Below are 18393 nucleotides of genomic sequence, written 5' to 3' on the forward strand. Positions count from 1 at the left end.
CAAAAAACTTGATTCAGGTCATTTTTGGCGGCGTCACAGGTCCGCCGCAGGCACGCGCACTTCCAGAACGGCAACCCGGCTTGAAACGAAAAACCCCGCCAAAGCGGGTTTCCGAAAAGAAGGCTATCGAGGTCGCATGGAGCGGTATCGATGCACCGTCCAGTGCTTATGCCACCGCGCAAAAGGAAAAAGCCCCGGGTGAAAATCACCCGGGGCTTTTGTACCTGGCGGAAACGGAGGGATTCGAACCCTCGATGAGGCTCTACACCCCATACTCCCTTAGCAGGGGAGCACCTTCGGCCACTCGGTCACGTTTCCAATCCGGCTATTATGCCTCAGATTACAGGCGTTTTTGCCTCGTTATGCCGGGGACTGGTCCAGTTCGAATGCCTTGTGCAGCGTGCGCACCGCGAGTTCCACGTACTTCTCGTCGATCACGACGGAGGTCTTGATTTCGGAGGTCGAGATCATCTGGATGTTGATGCCCTCTTCGCTCAGCACGCGGAACATCTTGGCGGCCACGCCCACATGGCTGCGCATGCCGATGCCGACGATGCTCACCTTGCAGATCTTGGCGTCGCCCACCACTTCCTGCGCGCCCAGTGCGGGAACGACCTTTTCCTTGAGCAGATCGATCGTGCGCGCGTAGTCCGAGCGGTTCACGGTGAAGCTGAAGTCCGTCTTGCCGTCCTTGCTCAGGTTCTGGATGATCACATCGACATCGATGTTGGCATCGGCCACGGCGCCCAGGATCTGGTAGGCGATGCCGGGCTTGTCGGGCACGCCGAGCACGGAGATCTTGGCCTCGTCGCGGTTGAATGCGATGCCGGATACAACGGCTTGTTCCATTTTTTCGTCTTCCTCAAAAGTGATCAGCGTGCCGGAGCGGGCTTCTTCGTTGATGTCGATGTCCCAGGGCGTGAAGCTGGACAGCACGCGCAGGGGCACCTTGTATTTGCCGGCGAACTCGACCGAGCGGATCTGGAGCACCTTGCTGCCCAGGCTGGCCATCTCCAGCATTTCCTCGAAGCTCACGGTCGCCAGGCGGCGTGCCTCCTGCACCACGCGCGGATCGGTCGTGTACACGCCGTCCACGTCGGTGTAGATCAGGCACTCTGCGGCCTTCATCGCGGCGGCCACCGCCACGGCCGAGGTGTCGGAGCCCCCACGGCCGAGCGTGGTGATGTGGCCGTGCTCGTCGATGCCCTGGAAACCCGTCACGATCACGACCTTGCCGGCGGACAGGTCGGCACGCACGCGTTGGTCGTCGATGGATTCGATGCGGGCCTTGGTGTAGGCGCTGTTGGTGCGGATCGGCACTTGCCAGCCGGCATAGCTCACCGACTCCATGCCTTCGGATTGCAGCGCAATCGCCAGCAGTGCGGAAGACGCCTGCTCTCCGGTGGAGGCCAGCATGTCGAGTTCACGGTGGTAGGCGGACGTGGCGCGCGACGGGGCCAGGTCTTTGGCCAGCCCGAGCAGGCGGTTGGTTTCGCCACTCATGGCGCTGGGCACCACCACCATCTGGTGGCCGGCCCGCGCCCATTTGGCCACGCGCTTGGCGACGTTGCGGATGCGCTCCGTGGAGCCCATCGACGTGCCGCCGTATTTATGAACGATCAGTGCCATTGGATATATGGAATGACGAAACGCAGGACGGCGCAAAGGGAGGGAGAAAATGTTCTGGCGCGCCGCCGTTTTCGTGCAGGGATGGGGACCAAAACCTAGGAATTGTACCAACCGAGTCCCTGCGCCTCGCGCACGGCGAAGCCACGGCCGACCTTGATGCGGATGCGGTGGCCCCGCGTGGTGCATGCGGCGATCTGGTCCAGCAACTCGCTCAGTTGCGCCGCAGCCGGCGTGGTCGAGTGCACGGTGCGCAGCCAGTGGCGCAGCACGTTGGCCTGGCGGGCCCGGCTCAGCACCTGCAAGGCCGCCAGCCGGGGCGGCACGCCCACCACGGCCAGATCGGCCTCGGCCAACTCCTGCAGCAGTTCGCTGGCCTGCGCGGCGTGTTCTGCGCTGCGGGCGAACGTGTCACGGAACTGGGGAAATGCCGCATCCAGCGCTGGCAGCAGCCTGTGGCGGATGCGGTTGCGCGTGTAGCGCTCGTCGCCATTGGTCGGGTCTTCGACCCACGGCTCATGCTGCGCCGTCAGCCAGGCGCGCACGTCGGCCCCGGAGACACGCAACAAGGGCCGTTGCCAGACGAGGCCGTCGCGTTGCCAGCGCGCGGGCATGGACGCCAGCCCCGGCACGCCAGCCCCACGCGACAGTGCCAGAAGCAGGGTTTCGGCCTGGTCGTCCGCATGCTGGGCCAATGCTATTGTTTTTATAGCTATATGCCCTAGTGTTTGTTGCGCCAGGGCATTAAAAGCCTCATATCGCATCCGGCGGGCCACGTCTTCCGGACTTTGGCCGGGCGCAGGGCGGGCGTCCACGCGCGCCACCTGGAGCGGCACGCCGTGCCGCTGGCACAGGCCGGCGCAGTGCTGCTCGAAGCCATCGCCCGCCGCCTGCAGCCCATGGTGTACATGGAACGCGCGCACCTGGCCGGGCCACCGATGCGCACAGGCCAGCAGCAACGCGGTGGAGTCGGCCCCGCCGCTCAGCCCCACGGCAAGCGGAAGGACCGGGGCGAAGGCCTTCATGGCAGCATCGAAGGATTGCGTCATGCCAGTGGGCGCGTCAGGGGTGTGTTGGGGCGTCTTCCATGCAAAACGGCCCCGAAGGGCCGCTGGGCTTGGATGGCCAGGCAGAGCCGAGGCACGGCGTTCAGCGCGTTTCTGCCTTGGTATCGGTGAAGCGGCCGTAGCTCTGCAGGCGCTCGTAGCGGCGGTCCAGCAGTTCCTTGGGCTTGAGGTCGGCCAGTTGGCGGAAGGCATCTCCCAGCGCGCGCTTGAGGAATGCGGCCATCTGCTTGTGGTCGCGGTGGGCGCCGCCGACGGGCTCGCTCACGATCTTGTCGATGAGGCCCAGCGCCTTGAGCCGGTGCGCGGTGATGCCCATCGCGTCCGCCGCGTCCTGCGCCTTGTCGCTGGTCTTCCAGAGGATGGAGGCACAGCCTTCGGGGCTGATCACCGAGTAGATCGAGTACTGCAGCATGATGACCTGGTCGGCCACGCTGATCGCCAGTGCGCCCCCGGAGCCGCCCTCGCCGATCACGGTGGTGATGATCGGCACTTCCAGCTGCGCCATCTCGAAGATGTTGCGGCCGATGGCCTCCGATTGGCCGCGTTCTTCTGCATCGATGCCGGGATAGGCACCCGGTGTGTCCACGAAGGTGAACACCGGCAGCTTGAATTTCTCGGCCGTCTTCATGAGGCGCAGGGCCTTGCGGTAGCCCTCGGGGCGGCTCATGCCGAAGTTGCGCGCGGCGCGCTCCTTGGTGTCGCGGCCCTTTTGCTGGCCCAGCACCATGCAGGCATGGCCGTTGAAGCGGGCCAGCCCGCCCACGATGGACAGGTCATCGGCAAAGTGGCGGTCGCCGTGCAGTTCGACGAAGTCGGTGAAGATGTCCCGCACGTAATCGAGCGTGTAGGGGCGCTCGGGGTGGCGGGCGATCTTGGTGATCTGCCAGGGCGACAGATCGCTGTAGATGTCTTTGGTGAGCTGGTGGCTCTTCTTGCTGAGCTGGTCGATCTCTTCCGAAATATCGACTGCGCTTTCGGTCTGCACGTAGCGCAGTTCTTCGATTTTTCCCTCGAGCTCGGCAATCGGCTGCTCGAAATCCAGAAAGGTTTTTTTCGCCAACGTAATTCTCCTTGGGCTCCTCGCCCTGTTCAGGCCAGCACCACGGGCACGGACGCAGCATCGGTTGCCGCGCCCTCCCGCGAGGGCGTCAATAGTCCACCGGCAACGGGGCGAGCGACCGCCAAATATACCAACTCGCCACGCTGCACCAGGGTTTCCAGGCCTCTGCCACTTCGCGGGCATCGCTGCGGCTCACGGGATCGCCTGAAAAATAATGCTGGCTGATGCCCTGGATCAGGGTGGCGTCGTCCAGCGGCATGACGTTGGGACGGGCCAGGTGGAAGATGAGGAACATGTCCGCCGTCCAGCGGCCGATGCCGCGGATGGCGATCAGCTCCTCCGTAATGGCCTCGTCGTCCATCGCGTCCCAGTCCTTGACGTGCAGCTTGCCGCTGTCGAAATGCAGCGCCAGATCCACCAGGTAATCCACCTTGCGAGCGGACAGGCCCGCGCCGCGCATGTCGTCCACCTTGAGCTTGAGCACGCTGGCCGGCGTCATGGTGCGCGGCAGGGCCGCAAAGCGGTCCCACACCTTCTGCGCGGACGCCACCGACACCTGCTGGCCGACGATGCTGCGCGCCAGCGTGGTGAACGCATCGCCGCGCTGGCGCAGTGCCACGTCGCCCAGTTGCGGGATGAGCCGCTTCATCACGCGGTCTTTCTTGACGAGGTGCTTGCACGCCTCGGCCCAGTAGGCGGGCGCGATCAGCTGCGGCTCATCAGGAGCTATCTTTTTTGTAGCTGCCACCGCTTACCCCACTTGCGCCAGAGGCCATTTCACCCAGGAGCCCCTCACTGCGCCGCCTCCCAGGTCGTGCCAGCGGCGGAGTCCTTCAGGACGATGCCCTGCTCCAGCAAAGCCTTGCGGATGCGGTCGGCCTCGGCGAAGTCCTTCGCGGCCTTGGCGGCCGCGCGCGCGGCAATCTGCGCCTGGATGGCGGATTCGTCCAGCGTGGCGCCGGCCTTCAGAAAGGCTTGCGGATCGCCCTGCAGCAGGCCCAGGCACCCGGCCAGCGCCTTCAGCAGCCCGGCGGTCTGCGGCGACTGCGTGCGGTTGACCTCGCCGGCCAGATCGAACAGCACCGCCACGGCCTCGGGCGTGCCGAAATCTTCGTCCATCGCGGCCTTGAAGCGGGCCGCGTAGGGATCGGCCCAGTCGATGGCGAGTACGGGCTGCGGCGCGACCAGGCTCAAGGCCGTGTACAGGCGCTTGAGCGCGGCGCGCGCGTCGTCCAGGTGCGCGTCGCTGTAGTTGAGGGCGCTGCGGTAATGGGCGCGCACGATGAAAAAGCGCACCGTCTCGGCGTCGTACCTGGCCAGCACGTCGCGGATGGTGAAGAAGTTGCCGAGCGACTTGCTCATCTTCTCGTTGTCCACGCGCACGAAGCCGTTGTGCACCCAAAAGCGCGCCAGGGGCTTGCCGGTGGCGCCTTCGCTTTGCGCGATCTCGTTTTCGTGGTGCGGAAACTGCAGGTCGGCGCCGCCACCATGGATATCGAAGCTCTCGCCCAGCGTGGCGCAGCTCATGGCCGAGCACTCGATGTGCCAGCCGGGCCGGCCGGTGCCGAAGGGGCTTTCCCATTGGGCTTCGGGCGGCTCTTCGGGCTTGGAGGATTTCCACAGCACGAAGTCCAGCGGATCGTCCTTGCCGTCGGCCACTGCCACACGCTCGCCCGCGCGCAATTCATCGAGCGACTTGCCGGACAGCTTGCCGTAGCCTGCGAACTTGCGCACCGCGTAGTTCACATCGCCGCCGCTGGCGCGGTAGGCCAGTCCTTTGCCTTCCAGCGCGCCGATCAGCGCGAGCATTTGCGGCACGTATTCGGTGGCGCGCGGCTCGATGGACGGCGGCTCGATGCCTAAAGCGCCGATGTCCTGGTGCATGGCCGCAATCATCTCGTCGGTCAGTTGGCGGATGGTGATGCCGCGCTCGACCGCACGCCGGATGATCTTGTCGTCGATGTCGGTGATGTTGCGCACGTAAGTCACGCGCAGGCCGCTGCTCTTGAGCCAGCGCTGCACCACGTCGAACGCCATCATCATGCGGGCGTGCCCGATGTGGCACAGGTCATAGATGGTCATGCCACAGACATACATGCGGACATGTCCGGGCTCCAGCGGAGAAAAAGGCTCCAGCGCACGCGACAGCGTGTTGTAGATACGCAAACTCATGGAAATTCAGTCAAGGGGTGGATGGTGCAGCCGGCGCCCGGGCAGGGGCTGCGCGAAGAGGCGGGAGCCTCTCGGAAGGGCTGTGCGCGGCGGTGCGCACATGCAAAATCAGGAGCGGCAACAGCGTACCGGCATGACAAACCCCTCAGCTACAATCCGCCGCAGTATAAGCCCCCGTTACGGCTTGACACCTCCAACCATTCCCGTCCGCCCATGAAGCATCCACAACGCACCCTTGCCCATCTCCTGCGCCTGATTGCCCTGTCGGCCTTGTTGGGTGCCCCGCTGGCCCACGCGGACGACTATGCCGAGATCACCCAGTTGCTCAAGGCGGGCAAGCCGGCCGATGCCCTGGCCAAGGCCGACCAGCGGCTCACCGCCAACCCCCGCGATCCGCAGTTGCGCTTCCTGCGCGGCGTGGCCCAGGCGGATTCGGGCAAGCAGGCCGAAGCGGTCGCCACCTTCACCAAGCTCACGGAAGACTATCCCGAGCTGCCCGAGCCCTACAACAACCTGGCCGTGCTGTACGCCAACCAGAACCAGCTCGACAAGGCGCGCACCGCGCTCGAGATGGCCATCCGCACCAACCCCAGCTATGCCACCGCGCATGAAAACCTGGGCGACATCTACGCCAAGCTTGCCAGCCAGGCCTACAACAAGGCGCTGCAGCTGGATGCCACGCACGCCGGTTCTGTCAAGCCCAAGCTGGCGCTGATCCGCGATCTGTTCTCCAGCGAGGGCAAGGCCTCCACCGCGAAGGCACCAGCCACGCCCGTGGCCGCTGCGACACCCCGCCCTGCTCCGGCACCCGCGCCAATGGCGGCATCGCCGGCCCCGGCACCGACGCCCATGCCTGCCGCGCCTGCAGTGGCCGCTGCACCGGCACCCACCCCGGCTCCGGCACCAGCCCCCGCAGCAACGGGCAACACCCCCTCCAGCGCCGCCGCCGCGACGGAAAGGGAAGTGGCCGCCGCGGTGCACGCCTGGGCCAAGGCCTGGGAAAGCCAGGACATGAACGCCTACCTGGGTGCCTACGACAAGAACTACGCCCCCAACGGAAAGCAAAGCCATGCCGCCTGGGAGAAAGAGCGCCGCGACCGCATCGTGGGCCGCGCCAAGATCAACGTCAGCGTGAGCGACCTGCGCGTTTCCGTGAACGGCAACAAGGCACAAGCCCGCTTCCGCCAGGGCTACAGCTCGGGCAGCTACAGCGTGAACAGCCGCAAGACGCTGGACCTGGTGAACACCGGCGGCCAGTGGACCATCGTGCGCGAGGCCACCGGCGGCTGATGGTGGTCGGTTCGTTGACGCGGTCGTCCATCATCGCCATCGGGATGCTCCCTTGCCCTCTGCAGGCGCGCCGCGCCGCATTCGTTCCCGCTTGAAGCCTCGCATGCCTGCGGGACGTTCTCCCTGGAGCCGCGGCATGGCGGCGGGCATGGCGCTGTCGCTGCTGGCGGCGGCCTTGCCCACCCACGCCCAGGGCGACAAGCTGCGCGCCGTGGGCAAGAACGCGCGCACGGCGCCCGTGCGCATCGCCCCGCTCGCCGATGGCCTGGCGGAAAAGCGCCTGATGGAGGTGTACCGCCTCACCGGCGAAGGCAAGGGCCGGGAAGCCCTGGCCAAGGCCGAAAGCCTGGTGCGCGACCACCCGAATTTTCAGCTCGCGCAATTGGCGTTGGGCGACTTGCTGTCGGCCCGCACGCGGCCGCTGCGGCAGATGGGCGACGTGCCGGCCGGCCAGGGCGATTCCCCGCCGCCGCAGGAAGCCGCCGACGTGCTGGCCGAACTGCGCGCGGAATCGCGCCAGCGCACGGACGCCCTGCGGGTGCGCCCCCAGGCGCGCACCATTCCCGCCCAGTTCATCGAGCTGTCGCTGCGCTCGCGGCACGCGATCGCGGTCGATGCGTCGCGCTCGCGGCTCTATCTGTTCGAGAACACGCCCAACGGGCTGGAACTCGTGGCCGACTACTACGCCTCGGTGGGCAAGCTGGGCATCGAAAAGCTCATCGAGGGCGACCAGCGCACCCCGCTGGGCGTGTACTTCATCACGAGCCGCCTGGACCCGGCCACGCTCAAGGACTTCTACGGCGCCGGCGCCCTGCCCATCAACTACCCCAATCCGCTGGACCAGAGCCGCGGCAAGACGGGCAGCGGCATCTGGCTGCACGGCACGCCGCCGGACCAATTTTCTCGCGCGCCGCTGGCCACCGACGGGTGCCTGGCCCTGGCCAATCCGGACCTGGAGCGCATCCTGCGCACGGTGGAGCCGCGGTCCACGCCGGTGGTGATCGCGCGGCAGCTGCAATGGGTGCCGCCCCACAGCATGCAGGCCGACCGCAAGGCGTTCGACGCGGTGCTGGATGCCTGGCGCACTGCCAAGTCGCAGGGCGACCTGCAGCGTCTGATGGGGTTTTACGCCCCCACGTTCCAGAGCTACGGCAAGATGCCGCTTCAGGAGTTTTCCAAGCAGCTGGGCGCGGAAACGCGTGCGCTGCGCGGGCGGCCGATCCAGCTCAAGGACAAGACCCTGCTGCGCTGGACGGATGCCTCCGACACCATGGTGGTAACGTTCGGCGAGGTCATCGAAGGGGCCCGCACCGGCCCCGTCAAGCGCCAGTACTGGACGCGCAAGGGCAACCAATGGCAGATATTTTTCGAAGGAGTGATTGGATGATTTCCAGAAGAAATTCGACCCTGGCGCTTGCCAGCATGGCGCTGGCAGCTATCGTTTCCGTAGCACCTGCGCACGCGCAAGATGCGGCTGCACCGAAGGTGAAGCTCACCACGTCGCTGGGCGACATCGTGGTGCAGCTCGATCCCGCCAAGGCCCCGAAGACGGTGGACAACTTCCTGTCCTATGTGAAGGACAAGCACTACGACGGCACCGTCTTCCACCGCGTGATCAACGGCTTCATGATCCAGGGCGGCGGCTTCACGCCCGACATGCAGCAAAAGCCCACCAAGCCGCCGATCCCGCTGGAGGCCAACAACGGCCTCAAGAACGACAACTACACCATCGCCATGGCGCGAACCGGCAACCCGGATTCGGCCACGTCGCAGTTCTTCATCAACGTGAAGGACAACGCCATGCTCAACGCCACCTCCGAAGGCAACGGCTACGCCGTGTTCGGCAAGGTGGTCTCGGGCACCGACGTGGTGGACAAGATCAAGGCCGTGTCCACGGGCAACAAGGGCATGCACCAGAACGTGCCCGCGACGCCCGTCGTCATCACCTCCGCCACCGTGGTCAAGTAAGCCCGTCGGCACGACCACCGCCCCCAAAGAACCCCAAGGAATCCCATGAGCAACCCCCAAGTCGAACTGCACATCGCCGGCCACGGCGTCATCACCCTCGAACTCGATGCCGAAAAGGCGCCGAAGTCCACCGAGAACTTCCTCGCCTACGTGAAGAAGGGCCACTACGACAACACGGTCTTTCACCGCGTGATCCCCGGCTTCATGGTGCAGGGCGGCGGCTTCGAGCCCGGCATGAACCAGAAGGGCACCGACGCTCCGATCGAGAACGAGGCCAACAATGGCCTGAAGAACGCCAACTACACCGTGGCCATGGCCCGCACGAGCGATCCGCACTCGGCCACCGCCCAGTTCTTCATCAACGTGGCCGACAACGGCTTCCTGAACCACACCGCGCCGTCCGCACAGGGCTGGGGCTATGCCGTTTTCGGCAAGGTGGTCAAGGGCACCGAGGTGGTGGATGCCATCAAGGGCGTGAAGACCGGCCGCAAGGGCTTCCATGACGACGTGCCCAAGGACGACGTGATCATCGAGAAGGCCGTCGCCCTGTAATCGCGGCGACCGCGGCGCACCCACCCCCGCCCGCCCCGTGACCACGACCGTGCCCCGGTTCGAGGAGCTTGCCGCTCCTTCGGACTGGCGCACGGTCGAATTCATTTCCGACCTGCACCTGCAGGCCAGCGAGCCCGACACGTTCACCGCCTGGCGGCGCTATCTGCAGACCACCGACGCGAGCGCGGTGTTCATCCTGGGCGACTTGTTCGAAGTCTGGGTGGGCGACGACTGCATCGACGATGCCGAGGGCGCCTTCGAGGCCGAATGCGGCGCCATGCTGCGCGAGGCAACCCGCCAGCGGCCGGTGTTCTTCATGCACGGCAACCGCGATTTCCTCATCGGACCGCGCTTTCTGGCCCGCTGCGGCCTGACGGGGCTGAACGACCCGACGGTGCTGCAGTTCGGCGGCGAACGCACCGTGCTCAGCCACGGCGATCTGCTCTGCCTGGACGACGTGGACTACCAGCGCTTTCGCGCGCAGGCCCGCAGCACGCAATGGCAGCAGCGGTTCCTGTCCCAGCCGCTGGCCGTGCGGCGCGCACAGGCCCGCGGCATCCGCGAGCAGAGCGAGGCGCGCAAGCAGTCCGGCGACGCCGCCTACGCCGATCTGGACGGCCCGGCCACGCAGCAATGGCTGCAGGCCGCAGGCGCCCGCACGCTGATCCACGGCCACACGCACCGCCCCGCCGTGCACGCCGTGGGCCCGGGCCTGCAGCGCGTGGTGCTGAGCGACTGGGACGCGACCGCCCGCCCGCCGCGTGCCGAGGTGCTGCGCCTGTCGCCCGGCCAGGGCTTGGAACGGCTCGCCGCCGTCCCCATGTAGGCAGCATCTTTTTTCCCACCAGGGAGTGCGCAAGCAGGCCCTCCCCCTCTTTCATGCCTGCTCTCTGGAACAAACTCTGGCACCGCGTGCGCGCGGCCGTCGCCCCCGTGCCGGAGATCTCCGCCCCGCTCTGGCTGCAGACCCTGCAGCGCTATCCGTTCCTGTCCGCCCTGCCGCTGCAGGACCAGGCCAAGCTGAGGGCCTTGAGCGCCCTCTTTCTGCAGCGCAAGGAGTTCACCGGCGCGCATGGCCTGGCAGTGACCGATGCCATGGCGGTCGCCATCGCCGCCCAGGCGTGCCTGCCCGTGCTGCACTGGGGCACGCCCGCCCAGGCGCTCGACTGGTACGACGATTTCGTGGGCATCGTGGTGCACCCCGGCGAGGCCGTGGCCCGCCGGCAGTCCACCGACGAGGCCGGCGTGGTGCACGACTACACCGAGGTGCTGCTGGGCGAGGCCATGCACCGGGGCCCGGTCATGCTGAGCTGGCCGGCCGTGGACAGCGCGGGCAGCGGGCAGGACCGGGGCATGAGCGTGGTCATCCACGAGTTCGTGCACAAGCTGGACATGCGCAACGGCAATGCCGACGGCTACCCGCCCCTGCCTCCGGGCTTTCTGGGCACCACCAGCACGCAGGCAGCACGGCAAGCGTGGAGCACGGCATGGCAGCCGGCATACGACGCCTTTCGGGAGCGCGTGATCATCGCCGAGCGCTTTGGCGGCGAGTGGCCCTGGCTGGACGCCTACGGAGCGACCGCCCCGGCCGAGTTCTTCGCCGTGGCGTGCGAGGCGTACTTCGTGGACCGGGCGACGTTCGCCGCCGAGTTCCCGGGCCTGATGCCGACGCTGGACGCGTTCTACCGCCGGGGATTGTGAGTCAAAACCCCTTCACGCCCTAGATTTCATTGCCCTGGTTGCTATCATTTATATAGCAAATGCCACCCTGGCCGGCGCGGGCGCTCACAGCGCGGATTCGAACAGTTCCAGCTGCGGCGGCCCCAGGTACAGATCGCGCTTTTGCCCCGCGCCCGCGTGCGCGGCCCGGAACGCGTCGGAGCGGGTCCACGCCTCGAAATCCGCGCGCGATGCCCAGACGGTGTGCGATGCGAACAGCGTGTGCTCGGGCGTCGTGTCGCCCCGCAGCAGGTGAAAGGCCTGAAAGCCTGGCACCTGCGCCAGGTGGCTGTCGCGCTGGCGCCAGATCTCGACGAACGCTTCCTCACGGCCGGGGGCGATGCGGAAACGGTTCATGGCAACGAACATGGTGGGAAACTCCTCGAAGTGAAACAGCAGGAAGGGGGCCGCATTCAACAGCCGGTGGAAGCGCGGCACGCGCCGGCCGCAGAACGGCAACACCGCCGGCGCGCCCGTGGCGCTTCAGGGCTTGCGCGCCATCTCGCCCGTCGCGACCCGGCGGCGCAGCTCGGCCAGCACGGTTTTCATCCGCCGCTCGTTCTCCACGCCCATGCGCACCAGGATCTTCTGTCCGCTGGACAAAGCCTGTAGCTTCGGGTCGGCGAACTCGTATCGCACCCAGGGGCGCGTCGAAGGCACCTCGCCGGTCACCTTGGTGAGCTGCACCTGCACCGGACCCGTGGGCTCGGGCGCCTGCAGCAGGTTGTCCAGCGTGGCCACCAGGCGGTCGTTGAAGTAGCGGCGCGGAAAGCCCAGTTCTTCATACGCCTGCTGGAACAGCGGGTACAGCCTGGCATACAGCGCGACGGCCTGGTCCTGCGGAATGGCCTCGGCCAGCATGACGAAGGCGCGGTAGCGGCCTGCATTGGTGGCGGCGATCGTCTCGGTGTCGCCGCCCTCGCCATCCACCAGAAACCGCTGCGGCATGGGCTGCACGGGCCACAGGCGGGACGGCGCACTCTGGCGCGACAGGTTGTCCACCGTGGCCACCGCGCGCTGCACGAAACCGTCCATGCGCAGCAGCGTCGCAACCGATTCCGCCCCGACCCATCCCGTGACCGCTTCGGTCAGAGGGCGGTCCGATTCGGCCAGGGTGGGGAGCTTGGCATCGGGCGGCTGCACCGTGTCCATGGGGTTCTGGGGGCCTGAGGCCGCGGATGCGGGCGGCGTGGCGGCCTGGGACGCGGGCTGGCTGGCCACGGGCGGCAACGCCACCGGATCGGACGCCGGGCGCCCCCAGAACCACCAGGCCGCGCCCGCGCCCAGCGCGCCAGCGACCAGCACCCACGGAATCCAGGCGCGCGAAGCCTGCTGCGCGGGCCGCAACTCCACCGTGTCACGTTCAGGCATGAATGCCTCCTTTTCTCGGGTTTCGGGAAAGCCGCGGTAGAAAGACAAGACGCCCCCGCGGCCGCCCATCGATTGGAAGCGATGGACTCCGCCGGGCCGTAACGCCGTGTGACGGGACCGGACACCGATGGCATCGGCATGTCTTGGCACCGCGCGGTGGCCGGTGGAAGCCGGCCGGGGTCCATGCCAGGGACGGAGGGCCTGCAGCCCACCACCCGCCAGCCCTTCAGCGAGCGGCGTGCGGCTGCGGGTGTTCCAGGCCGCCCAGCCACCCCATGGCATCGGTCAGTTCGGCCTGCCGGATCTCATGCGCGCCGGGGTATTCGCGGTAGGTCAGGTCCAGTGAAAGCCCTTGGGCATGGTCGCGGATGGCGTGCGCGTGGGCCAGGGGAATCACGTTGTCCTGCACGCCGTGGCTCACCCAGAGCAGCTTGCCGCGCATGGCCTCGGCGGCGGCTGCAAAAGGCATTGCCTGGGGCAGCAACCGGCTGTGCCACACCATGGCGGCGTGCAGCAGTTCCGGCCGGGTGAACAGCAGGGACAAAGCCATGATGCCGCCCTGGCTGAATCCGCCCAGCACCACCCGCTCGGGCGGCACACCCAGTTGCAACGCGGCGGCTTCGACGGTCAGCGCCACCAGCGAACGGCTGGCCGCCTCCTGGGGTTCGTTGATGGAGCGGCTACCATCGGGCAGCACGGAAAACTCGAACCACGCGTGCGCTCCCGGACCCATGGTGTGCGGCGCGCGCAGGCTCACGACATGGAAGTGCGAGGGAACGTGAGGCGCCAGGCCGAACAGGTCACCCTCATTGCTGCCCACGCCGTGCATGAGCACGAGCAGCCAGGGCGAGGCGGTGTGGGGCGCGGCGGGGCGGTTCAAAAAGGGAAGCGGCAGATCAAGCATCGATAGGCGTCAGAGGGCATTTCTGCGGGGTTGCTAAAGGGGCCGAAGTCACGCCAGCTGACGAAAGTGCACGAACAGCGGGGCGCTGGTGGGAAATGCAAAGCAACAAAGCACGGGAGGCACAGCACCACTGCGTTTTCGTTTCGCTCGATGCACGGGTCCGTTCCCCATCAGGCATGAAGATTTTTCGGTTGCGCACAGATGGGGTTGCTGTCGGCCGTTCCAAGCCCTGGGAAGCCCAATCAGGGAACGAAAGAGGCGTCCAAATGGTTTCCGAACGTAGTCCACCGTTGGATGGCAGCCTGCGCACCGGAGCGCCCCGCGGGTTAACCCGCACAGACCGGTGATCGCCCGTCAGTCTCGCACCGGACCGCGCAATGCCTTGATGCCCGAGCGCACGCTCTTGGATTCCAGGCGCCGCTGTTTCGACCCGTAAGTCGGCTTGGTGGCGCGGCGGGTGCGCGGCGGCTGCGCCACGCTGGCCACCAGGGCCTGCAGGCGCTGCAGCCCGTCGAGGCGGTTGGCTTCCTGGCTGCGGTATTGCTGCGCCTTGATGACCAGCACGCCCTCCTGCGTGATCCGGCTGTCGCGCAGGGCGAGCAGGCGCTCCTTCACGCCATCGGGCAATGACGACGCCGCAATGTCGAAGCGCAGATGCACCGCGCTCGACACCTTGTTGACGTTCTGCCCGCCAGCGCCCTGCGCGCGCATGGCGGTGATCTCGACCTCGCGCTCGTCCACCTGGGGAACGAAGGCGCCTGCCGGTGCGTTCATCGGCCCGCCCGGTCTGCGGACGCGGGCTGCGCACCGTCTGCCAGCGCAGCCAGCAATGCCGCCATGAAAGCCCGAGGCTGCTCGAACTGCACCCAATGGCCTGCGTCGGGAATGAAATCCAGGCCACGGAAGTCCGGCACCACTGCCTGGAAAGCCGCCTCCAGCTCCACGATCCAGCGCTTGTAGAGCGCATCGTTGCGGCCATAAATGGCGTGCACCGGGCACGTCACCCGGGGCAGCGAACGCGCAAGGATGTCGGTGTGCGCCAGCCGGCGGCGCGGCATTCGGTCGCGCACCACGTTGGCCACATGCAGACGCAGTGCCAAGCCTTCGATGAGCGCAGGGTCTTGCAGCATCAGCACGGCCAGATTGTGGCGATGCACGTCCAGTTGCTGGTCCGCGGGCAGGTGGCGCCAACCCTTCAATTCGAACTGGCGGTTCGGCACCACGCCCATGGCGGGGGCGCCGACAACCACCAACTGCCGGGCGAGTTCAGGGTGATCGGCCAGCAGCAGCCCCGCGACCATGCCGCCGAACGAGAACCCCACCAGATCGCAAGGCTGCGGTCCCCACAGGGCGCGCATGCCAGCGCACAAAGGCTCGACCAAGGCGTCGGCATCGGCACCGACTGGCGGCAGCGCCGAATCACCGAAGCCGGGCAAGTCCGGCACCCAGACCTGATGGCCTGCCGTCATGAGGTCTTCGATATTGCGCACCCAATGGGTCCAGCTGCCACTCCCGCCATGCAGCAGCACCAGCGGCGGCCACTGCGGCGACGCCCGGCCCCACGCGTGCCAGACCAGATCGCCCTCGCCGCAGGGCGTGGTGTGCCGTGTGGCCTGGGCCTGCAGGCGCAGCACTTCGGGCGGAGCACTGCCCGGCGCCGCGGACAAAGCCGATTCGGCGCTCGCGGCAGGTGCAGGTAGCGTCACCATCCAGCCAGGCCGTCGATGGCCAGCGGATAGCCCTGCACGCCAAAGCCACACATCACCGCGCGCGCCGCGCTGGACAAATAGGAGTGGTGGCGGAAGGCCTCGCGTGCGTGCACGTTGCTGATATGCAACTCCACCAGCGGCACCCCGGTGCCCTTGACCGCATCCAGCAGCGCCACGCTGGTATGGGTGTAAGCGGCGGCGTTCAGCACCACGCCGGCCAGCTCGCCCGCACCATGCAGTCGGCCGGCTTCGTGGATCCAGTCCACCAGATCGCCTTCGTGGTTGCTTTGGCGGAACTGCAGCGCAAAGCCATGGCGCTCGCACGCCTGGGCGCACAGCCGCTCCACGTCGGCCAGCGTGTGCACGCCGTACACCGCGGGCTCACGCGTGCCGAGCAGATTCAAATTGGGTCCGTTGAGGACAAAGACGGTTTTCACAGGGCCAGCACTCCAGGCAAGGCGTTGCCGCCGATCGGCGAACGCGAACAAGCCGAATTATGCGTGGCGCTCCAAAAGAAAACGGCCCCAAAAAGGGGCCGTCGCGCTGCAGGTGCAGCCGCCAGAGGGAGAGCGGTCAGCGACCGCCGTAATAACCTCGGTCGCCTCCGTAGTAGCCACGGTCCCGGCCATGCCAGTGGCGGCCACCACCGTAATACCCGTAAGGGGCGACCACCACTGGCGGTGGGGGCGCGTAATAGACCGGCCGTGGCGGTGGGTAGTAAACGGGGGGCGGCGGTGCATAGACCACCGGAGGTGGGCCGTAATAAACGGGACGGGGGGGTGGGTAATACGCTGGCGGTGCCACCACGACGGGGTAGCCGCCGCCTCCGACACCGACCGCCACGCCGGGCGCCCCGATGCCCACAGACCAGGAAATATCGCGTGCCTGGGCGGCACCGGTGCCCGCCAGGAGGGCGAGCGCCACGCCGGCGGTGGCGGCCATGGCTGAGAGAGAGCGGCTGTTCGTCATGGAAATCTCCTTTGGATGGGAGCCACCGCCATCGCGGAACTCCCGTGGATGCTCAACGCATCAGATGACCGAAAGGATGGCACAAACCCCCTGCGATGTTGTTTCTGGACGTAGCGCGCTGTGTTTCACCCGGTAACGCCCCCGGCACCGCCGCCTAGAATGCCGCCATGAGTTCCCCAGCCCCCCTCGACCCCTCCCCCAGCGCCGCGGCCAAGCCCAGCAATTTTCTTCGCCAGATCATCGAGAGCGATCTCGCCAAGGGCACACATGCCCAGGCGCGCTGGGGCGGCACCCCCGGCGATGCGGCCCACCACGCCGCGGGCCAGCCCGACCCGGCCAAGATCCGAACGCGCTTTCCCCCCGAGCCCAACGGCTATCTGCACGTCGGCCATGCCAAGAGCATCTGCCTGAATTTCGGGCTGGCCGCCGACTACGGCGGCGTTTGCCACCTGCGCTTCGACGACACCAACCCGGAGAAGGAAGACCAGGAATACGTGGACGCCATCATCGACGCCGTGCATTGGCTCGGTTTCGACTGGCAGGCCAGCGGCGACGGCAAAGACCACCTGTACTACGCCAGCAACTATTTCGACTTCATGTACCGCGCGGCCGAGTACCTGATCGAAAACGGCAAAGCCTACGTGGACGAGCAGACCCCCGACGAGATGCGCGCCAACCGCGGCGACTTCGGCAAGCCCGGCGTGGACAGCCCCTTCCGCAGCCGCACCGTGGCCGAAAACCTCGCGCGCTTTCGCGAAATGCGCGAGGGCAAGCTGCCCGACGGGGCCGCCGTGCTGCGCGCGAAGATCGACATGGCCTCGCCCAACATCAACCTGCGCGACCCGGCCATCTATCGCATCAAGCACGCCGAGCATCACAACACCGGCAACCAGTGGTGCATCTACCCCATGTACACCTTCGCGCACCCCATCGAGGACGCGCTGGAACACATCACCCACAGCATCTGCACGCTGGAATTCGAAGACCAGCGCCCCTTCTACGACTGGCTGATGGACCGCCTCGTCGAAGGTGGCCTCATCGCCGCGCCGCAGCCGCGCCAGTACGAGTTCGCGCGCCTGAACCTCACCTACGTGGTCACCAGCAAGCGCAAGCTCAAGCACCTGGTGGACAACGGCATCGTGACCGGCTGGGACGATCCCCGCATGCCCACCATCGTCGGTCTGCGCCGCCGGGGCTACACGCCCGAGTCGATCCGCCTGTTCTGCGACCGCATCGGCGTGACCAAGGACTACAGCTGGATCGACTACAGCACGCTGGAAGGCTGCCTGCGCGAAGACCTGGAAACCAAGGCCCACCGCGGCATGGCCGTGCTCAACCCCGTCAAGCTGGTGCTGACCAACTGGGACGAAGTGATGGGCGCCGGCCACCTGGAACCCTGCACCCTGCCCGCCCTGCCCCACCCGCCCGAAGGCACCGAATCGCCCGTGCGCCATTTCACGATCGGCAAGGAGGTGTGGATCGAGCGCGAAGACTTCGAGGAAGTGCCACCCAAGGGCTACAAGCGCCTGTTCCCCGGCAACAAGGTGCGCCTGAAGGGCGGCTACGTGATCGAATGCACGGGCTGCAACAAAGGCGCGGACGGCCAGATCACCGAAGTGCTGGCCACCGTGGTGCCCGACACCAAGAGCGGCACCCCCGGCGCCGACACCGTGAAGGTGAAGGCCGCCATCACCTGGGTCGGCGTGGCCGATGGCGTGCAGGCGCAGGTGCGCATGTACGACCGGCTGTTCACCGATGCGCAGCCGGATGCCGGCGGGAAAGACTTTCTCACGCTGCTGAACCCGGACAGCCTGAAGGTCGTGACGGCCATCGTGGAGCCCTCTTTGGCGAATGCGAAGCCGAACGACCGTTTTCAATTCGAAAGATTTGGTTATTTTGTAGCTGATACCAAACTTCATTCGTTGAAGCAACCTGTCTTTAATCGAATTGCAGGATTGAAAGATAGCTGGGGACGATAGTTCACTT

At 66.7% G+C, this 18393-nt stretch carries 19 protein-coding genes and 1 tRNA gene; 7 read left to right on the forward strand and 13 right to left on the reverse strand.

Going from position 1 to position 18393, the window contains the following annotated elements; genetic code table 11:
* Positions 1–225: 225 nt before the first annotated feature.
* The 6 genes from M5C98_RS14060 to cysS all read right to left on the reverse strand — a co-directional run bounded on the left by M5C98_RS14060 (position 226) and on the right by cysS (position 5925).
* Positions 226–318: transfer RNA gene (locus M5C98_RS14060), tRNA-Ser, on the reverse strand.
* A gap of 42 nt (positions 319–360) precedes the next feature.
* Complete coding sequence (locus M5C98_RS14065; protein ID WP_272548049.1) at positions 361–1629, reverse strand: aspartate kinase; 1269 nt, start codon at positions 1627–1629, stop codon at positions 361–363.
* Between the two features lie 95 nt (positions 1630–1724).
* The gene (gene tilS / locus M5C98_RS14070) at positions 1725–2675 is read right to left on the reverse strand and encodes a tRNA lysidine(34) synthetase TilS (protein WP_272548050.1); all 951 of its coding nucleotides are present in this window, start codon (positions 2673–2675) and stop codon (positions 1725–1727) included.
* Between the two features lie 100 nt (positions 2676–2775).
* Positions 2776–3753 carry an acetyl-CoA carboxylase carboxyltransferase subunit alpha gene (locus tag M5C98_RS14075; RefSeq protein ID WP_272548051.1) on the reverse strand — a complete coding sequence of 326 codons (978 nt, stop codon included), beginning with the start codon at positions 3751–3753 and terminating at the stop codon, positions 2776–2778.
* 88 nt (positions 3754–3841) lie between these two features.
* A complete protein-coding gene (locus M5C98_RS14080) occupies positions 3842–4501 on the reverse strand; it encodes a DNA-3-methyladenine glycosylase family protein (RefSeq protein ID WP_272548052.1) in 660 nt (219 codons plus the stop codon).
* A 44-nt stretch (positions 4502–4545) separates the two neighbouring features.
* Positions 4546–5925, reverse strand: coding sequence for a cysteine--tRNA ligase (gene cysS, locus M5C98_RS14085; protein ID WP_272548053.1), 1380 nt, complete (start codon positions 5923–5925; stop codon positions 4546–4548).
* A gap of 213 nt (positions 5926–6138) precedes the next feature.
* Here cysS and M5C98_RS14090 point away from each other — a divergent pair, with 213 nt between their 5' ends.
* The 6 genes from M5C98_RS14090 to M5C98_RS14115 all read left to right on the forward strand — a co-directional run bounded on the left by M5C98_RS14090 (position 6139) and on the right by M5C98_RS14115 (position 11436).
* Complete coding sequence (locus M5C98_RS14090; RefSeq protein ID WP_272548054.1) at positions 6139–7215, forward strand: L,D-transpeptidase Cds6 family protein; 1077 nt, start codon at positions 6139–6141, stop codon at positions 7213–7215.
* 103 nt (positions 7216–7318) lie between these two features.
* Complete coding sequence (locus M5C98_RS14095; protein WP_272548055.1) at positions 7319–8602, forward strand: L,D-transpeptidase family protein; 1284 nt, start codon at positions 7319–7321, stop codon at positions 8600–8602.
* Complete coding sequence (locus M5C98_RS14100; RefSeq protein WP_272548056.1) at positions 8599–9183, forward strand: peptidylprolyl isomerase; 585 nt, start codon at positions 8599–8601, stop codon at positions 9181–9183. Before M5C98_RS14095 ends, M5C98_RS14100 begins: the two co-directional genes overlap by 4 nt.
* A 45-nt stretch (positions 9184–9228) precedes the next feature.
* Positions 9229–9735, forward strand: coding sequence for a peptidylprolyl isomerase (locus M5C98_RS14105; protein ID WP_272548057.1), 507 nt, complete (start codon positions 9229–9231; stop codon positions 9733–9735).
* A gap of 37 nt (positions 9736–9772) precedes the next feature.
* Positions 9773–10561 (forward strand): UDP-2,3-diacylglucosamine diphosphatase, encoded by a 789-nt coding sequence (locus M5C98_RS14110; RefSeq protein WP_272548058.1) that lies wholly within the window; start codon positions 9773–9775, stop codon positions 10559–10561.
* Between the two features lie 53 nt (positions 10562–10614).
* Complete coding sequence (locus M5C98_RS14115; RefSeq protein ID WP_272548059.1) at positions 10615–11436, forward strand: zinc-dependent peptidase; 822 nt, start codon at positions 10615–10617, stop codon at positions 11434–11436.
* 84 nt (positions 11437–11520) lie between these two features.
* Here the strand turns inward: M5C98_RS14115 and M5C98_RS14120 are convergent, their stop codons facing one another.
* From M5C98_RS14120 to M5C98_RS14150, 7 genes are all read right to left on the reverse strand, one after another.
* The gene (locus M5C98_RS14120; RefSeq protein WP_272548061.1) at positions 11521–11823 is read right to left on the reverse strand and encodes an antibiotic biosynthesis monooxygenase family protein; all 303 of its coding nucleotides are present in this window, start codon (positions 11821–11823) and stop codon (positions 11521–11523) included.
* A 114-nt stretch (positions 11824–11937) separates the two neighbouring features.
* On the reverse strand, positions 11938–12825 hold the full coding sequence (locus tag M5C98_RS14125) for a DUF3014 domain-containing protein (protein ID WP_272548062.1): 888 nt from the start codon (positions 12823–12825) through the stop codon (positions 11938–11940).
* 226 nt (positions 12826–13051) lie between these two features.
* The gene (locus M5C98_RS14130; protein WP_272548063.1) at positions 13052–13729 is read right to left on the reverse strand and encodes an alpha/beta hydrolase; all 678 of its coding nucleotides are present in this window, start codon (positions 13727–13729) and stop codon (positions 13052–13054) included.
* A 354-nt stretch (positions 13730–14083) separates the two neighbouring features.
* Positions 14084–14503: an alternative ribosome rescue aminoacyl-tRNA hydrolase ArfB gene (gene arfB / locus M5C98_RS14135; protein WP_272548064.1), complete on the reverse strand. Its 420-nt coding sequence runs from the start codon at positions 14501–14503 to the stop codon at positions 14084–14086.
* Positions 14500–15438, reverse strand: coding sequence for an alpha/beta fold hydrolase (locus M5C98_RS14140; RefSeq protein ID WP_272548065.1), 939 nt, complete (start codon positions 15436–15438; stop codon positions 14500–14502). The genes arfB and M5C98_RS14140 overlap by 4 nt, the downstream gene beginning before the upstream one ends.
* Positions 15432–15875, reverse strand: coding sequence for a type II 3-dehydroquinate dehydratase (gene aroQ, locus M5C98_RS14145; protein ID WP_272548066.1), 444 nt, complete (start codon positions 15873–15875; stop codon positions 15432–15434). The genes M5C98_RS14140 and aroQ overlap by 7 nt, the downstream gene beginning before the upstream one ends.
* Before the next feature lie 136 nt (positions 15876–16011).
* Entirely contained in the window at positions 16012–16407 is a 396-nt protein-coding gene (locus tag M5C98_RS14150; protein WP_272548068.1) for a hypothetical protein, read from the reverse strand.
* A 167-nt stretch (positions 16408–16574) separates the two neighbouring features.
* On the opposite strand from M5C98_RS14150, the gene M5C98_RS14155 reads away from it, so the two are divergent.
* Positions 16575–18386 (forward strand): glutamine--tRNA ligase/YqeY domain fusion protein, encoded by a 1812-nt coding sequence (locus M5C98_RS14155; RefSeq protein ID WP_272548070.1) that lies wholly within the window; start codon positions 16575–16577, stop codon positions 18384–18386.
* The last annotated feature ends 7 nt before the right edge of the window (positions 18387–18393 follow it).

Origin of the sequence: Acidovorax sp. NCPPB 3576, assembly GCF_028473605.1 — a bacterium.
Taxonomy (GTDB): domain Bacteria; phylum Pseudomonadota; class Gammaproteobacteria; order Burkholderiales; family Burkholderiaceae_C; genus Paracidovorax.

Excerpts from the sequence above, each read along its gene's own strand:
- M5C98_RS14065 (WP_272548049.1), bottom strand. The coding sequence starts at position 1,629 with ATGGCACTGATCGTTCATAAATACGGCGGCACGTCGATGGGCTCCACG.
- tilS (WP_272548050.1), bottom strand. The coding sequence starts at position 2,675 with ATGACGCAATCCTTCGATGCTGCCATGAAGGCCTTCGCCCCGGTCCTT.
- cysS (WP_272548053.1), bottom strand. The coding sequence starts at position 5,925 with ATGAGTTTGCGTATCTACAACACGCTGTCGCGTGCGCTGGAGCCTTTT.
- M5C98_RS14090 (WP_272548054.1), top strand. The coding sequence starts at position 6,139 with ATGAAGCATCCACAACGCACCCTTGCCCATCTCCTGCGCCTGATTGCC.
- M5C98_RS14095 (WP_272548055.1), top strand. The coding sequence starts at position 7,319 with ATGCCTGCGGGACGTTCTCCCTGGAGCCGCGGCATGGCGGCGGGCATG.
- M5C98_RS14100 (WP_272548056.1), top strand. The coding sequence starts at position 8,599 with ATGATTTCCAGAAGAAATTCGACCCTGGCGCTTGCCAGCATGGCGCTG.
- M5C98_RS14105 (WP_272548057.1), top strand. The coding sequence starts at position 9,229 with ATGAGCAACCCCCAAGTCGAACTGCACATCGCCGGCCACGGCGTCATC.
- M5C98_RS14115 (WP_272548059.1), top strand. The coding sequence starts at position 10,615 with ATGCCTGCTCTCTGGAACAAACTCTGGCACCGCGTGCGCGCGGCCGTC.
- M5C98_RS14120 (WP_272548061.1), bottom strand. The coding sequence starts at position 11,823 with ATGTTCGTTGCCATGAACCGTTTCCGCATCGCCCCCGGCCGTGAGGAA.
- M5C98_RS14125 (WP_272548062.1), bottom strand. The coding sequence starts at position 12,825 with ATGCCTGAACGTGACACGGTGGAGTTGCGGCCCGCGCAGCAGGCTTCG.
- M5C98_RS14130 (WP_272548063.1), bottom strand. The coding sequence starts at position 13,729 with ATGCTTGATCTGCCGCTTCCCTTTTTGAACCGCCCCGCCGCGCCCCAC.
- arfB (WP_272548064.1), bottom strand. The coding sequence starts at position 14,503 with ATGAACGCACCGGCAGGCGCCTTCGTTCCCCAGGTGGACGAGCGCGAG.
- M5C98_RS14140 (WP_272548065.1), bottom strand. The coding sequence starts at position 15,438 with ATGGTGACGCTACCTGCACCTGCCGCGAGCGCCGAATCGGCTTTGTCC.
- M5C98_RS14150 (WP_272548068.1), bottom strand. The coding sequence starts at position 16,407 with ATGACGAACAGCCGCTCTCTCTCAGCCATGGCCGCCACCGCCGGCGTG.
- M5C98_RS14155 (WP_272548070.1), top strand. The coding sequence starts at position 16,575 with ATGAGTTCCCCAGCCCCCCTCGACCCCTCCCCCAGCGCCGCGGCCAAG.